At 58.4% G+C, this 3,084-nt stretch carries 5 protein-coding genes; all 5 read right to left on the reverse strand.

From position 1 onward, the window contains the following. Positions 1-116: hypothetical protein (locus IV091_RS13625; protein ID WP_293469623.1), on the reverse strand; the 116-nt coding region annotated here is incomplete at its 3' end. Positions 117-135: 19 nt separating this feature from the next. Continuing rightward, positions 136-966: a phosphatidate cytidylyltransferase gene (locus IV091_RS13630; protein WP_293469617.1), complete on the reverse strand. Its 831-nt coding sequence runs from the start codon at positions 964-966 to the stop codon at positions 136-138. After that, positions 966-1,706: a polyprenyl diphosphate synthase gene (gene uppS, locus IV091_RS13635; RefSeq protein WP_293469619.1), complete on the reverse strand. Its 741-nt coding sequence runs from the start codon at positions 1,704-1,706 to the stop codon at positions 966-968. The genes IV091_RS13630 and uppS overlap by 1 nt, the downstream gene beginning before the upstream one ends. Positions 1,707-1,734: 28 nt before the next feature. Continuing rightward, positions 1,735-2,295 carry a ribosome recycling factor gene (gene frr, locus IV091_RS13640; protein ID WP_293469621.1) on the reverse strand — a complete coding sequence of 187 codons (561 nt, stop codon included), beginning with the start codon at positions 2,293-2,295 and terminating at the stop codon, positions 1,735-1,737. A gap of 59 nt (positions 2,296-2,354) precedes the next feature. Next, positions 2,355-3,065, reverse strand: coding sequence for a UMP kinase (pyrH, locus tag IV091_RS13645; RefSeq protein WP_293469625.1), 711 nt, complete (start codon positions 3,063-3,065; stop codon positions 2,355-2,357). Between the last annotated feature and the right edge of the window lie 19 nt (positions 3,066-3,084).

Below are 3,084 nucleotides of genomic sequence, written 5' to 3' on the forward strand. Positions count from 1 at the left end.
GCACTGAGGGCAAACACCTCGAAACGCTCAGGATGGCGGGCAATGACATCCAGGGTATTGACACCGATGGAGCCCGTGGAGCCCAAAACGGTGACGCGCTGCTTTTTGAAGGTCATGAAATAGGAGGGGAAAGGCTTAAAAGTTAGCCAGCATCATCGCCAGCGGCAAAGTCGGCAGCAAGGCATCGATACGGTCCAGCACGCCGCCGTGGCCGGGCAGCAAACCACTGGAGTCTTTCACGCCGGCGCTGCGCTTGATCAGGGACTCGAACAGATCACCGACGACGCTCATGGCCGCCAAAAAAATCACCGCAAGCAGCATCATGGGCATGCCATGGCGCTCGGCCAGCTGGCTGTAGAGCGTCTGGCCGCCCAAATAGACCCAGGCCAGCGACAACACCACGACACCGGCCATGCCGCCCCATACCCCTTCCCAGCTTTTGCCCGGACTGATGGACGGCGCGAGCTTGCCTTTGCTAAAGCGTCCGCCGAAGGTGCGACCGGCAAAGTAAGCAAAGATGTCGGCTACCCAGACCAGCACCAGCACGGACAGCAGGAATTCGATGCCGATCACACGCGCCTGCGCAATGGCGAGCCAAGCCAGCCAGAGCACGACGACCCCGCCGGCCAGCCGCAGCGACTGGGGAATGCGCGGCCAGCCCGCGACACCCAGGCGCAGCAGCCCGCCGCCAAACAGCACCCATGCGGCGCCTGCAATAGCCCAGAGCAGCGGCAACGGCCGCTCAAGGAGCCCGCCAACCCACGACAAGCCACAAGCGAGCACGCACACCAAGGAAAGTCCGAGCGCGCCGGCTTGGCGCAAGCCGTTCAAACGCCCCCACTCCCAGGCCCCTGCGGCGATCAGCAGCAGGGCAAGGACACTAAAAGGAAAAGGCGTCCGGTAAAACAGTGCGGGCAGCAAAATAGCCAGCAAAACAATTGCGGTTATCACACGTTGCTTAAGCATCAGGCGATCCTTGCATTTGGTTTTTTGTCCGGCGCATTGACCTGCGCAGAGGTCTGGCCAAACCGGCGCTCGCGGGTGTTGAAAAATGCAATCGCCTCATCCAGCGCCGCATCATCGAAATCAGGCCATAACTTGCTCGAAAAATGTAGTTCTGAATAGGCCACTTGCCACAGCAAAAAATTGCTGATGCGCAACTCGCCGCCAGTGCGAATCAGCAAATCCGGGTCGGGCACATGTGCCAGCGCCATGGCCCGGTCCAGCGACAACTCGGTAATGGCTTCGCCGCGACTGGCCAATTTTTGAGCCGCCTGGGCAATGTCCCAGCGTCCGCCGTAGTTGAAACACACGTTGAAGATCAGCCGGTGGTTGCCGGCCGTGCTCAGTTCCGCCTGGAGCAGACCCGCCTGAACCCTTTCGGACAGGCGTTGGCGATCTCCGACAAAATGAATCCTCACACCTTGCGCGTTCAGGCGCGGGACTTCTCTGGACAGAGACAGCGCCAGCAATTCCATCAGACCAGACACCTCTTCGGGCGGTCGATTCCAGTTTTCAGATGAAAAAGCAAAGACCGTCAGGACACCAATGTTGCGCTCCAGGCAAGCCCGAACGCAGCGATTGAGCGAGTCAACGCCCTGCTTGTGACCAGCGATGCGAGGCAAAAACCGCCGGGTCGCCCAGCGACCATTCCCATCCATAACGATGGCCACGTGGTGCGGCACGTCAGGATGCGTCAAAGCCATCTGTCAGTTAAGGCCAAACACCATGAGGTCAAACCGCCATGATGTCTTGTTCCTTGCCCGTGACGAGTTTGTCAACGTCGGCAATGAAGCGGTCCGTGAATTTCTGGATCTCATCTTGCGAACGACGCTCGTCATCCTCGGATGCGAGCTTGTCCTTGACCAGTTTCTTGACGCCGTCGTTGGCGTCTCTGCGCAGGTTGCGAATGGCCACCTTGGCATGCTCGCCTTCAGCGCGCACCACCTTGGTGAGTTCCTTTCGGCGCTCCTCGGTCATTGCAGGCATGGGGACGCGAATCAACTCACCCTGAGACGCTGGATTGAGACCCAGATCGGAATCCCGGATGGCCTTTTCGATCTTTGCCGCCATGCCTTTTTCCCAAGGCGAGACGCTGATGGTGCGCGCGTCAAGCAGCGACACATTGGCCACCTGACTGATGGGCACCATGGAGCCGTAGTAATCCACATGCACCGTATCGAGTAAACCCGGATTGGCACGTCCCGTGCGGATCTTTGTCAAACTGACTTTGAACGAGTCCAGGGACTGCTGCATTTTTTGCTCTGCATGCTGCTTGATTTCAACAACGCTCATGGTCAACTCTCCGGATTATTAGGTTCAAAAAAAGTATAAAGCGAGGTGCACAAAGGGTATCAGACGTGAACCAGAGTCCCTTCATCCTCACCCTGAACCACGCGCTTGAGTGCACCGTTTTTGAAAATACTGAACACCTTGATAGGCAGCTTCTGGTCGCGGCACAGCGCGAAGGCCGTGGCGTCCATGACCTCAAGGTTTTTGCCTATGACCTCATCGAAAGTGATGTTGGTATAGCGGGTGGCCATCGGGTCCTTGTTGGGATCGGCGCTGTAGACGCCGTCCACCTTGGTGGCCTTCAAAACAATCTCGGCACCGATTTCAGCACCGCGCAGCGCGGCTGCCGTGTCGGTGGTAAAGAAAGGGTTGCCGGTTCCGGCCGCAAAAATCACGACCTTGCCTTCTTCCAGATACTGGAGTGCCTTGGGACGGACATAAGGCTCGACCACGCGCTCGATGCCAATCGCCGACATGACGCGAGGCACCAGCCCCGCCTTGTCCATGGTGTCACCCAATGCCAGCGCGTTCATCACGGTCGCCAGCATGCCCATGTAATCGGCCGTGGCACGGTCCATGCCGACCGATCCACCGGCGACGCCGCGAAAAATATTGCCGCCACCAATCACGACCGCCACCTCCACACCCATGCGGGTGATTTCGGCAATTTCTTCGACCATGCGAACGATAGTGGCGCGATTGATGCCAAAGGCATCATCCCCCATCAAGGCCTCACCTGACAGTTTTAACAAGATCCGCTTGTAGGCTGGCATGTGTGGGCTTTCTAAGAGG

Source organism: Polaromonas sp., from assembly GCF_018780625.1.
Taxonomy (GTDB): Bacteria; Pseudomonadota; Gammaproteobacteria; order Burkholderiales; family Burkholderiaceae_C; genus Polaromonas.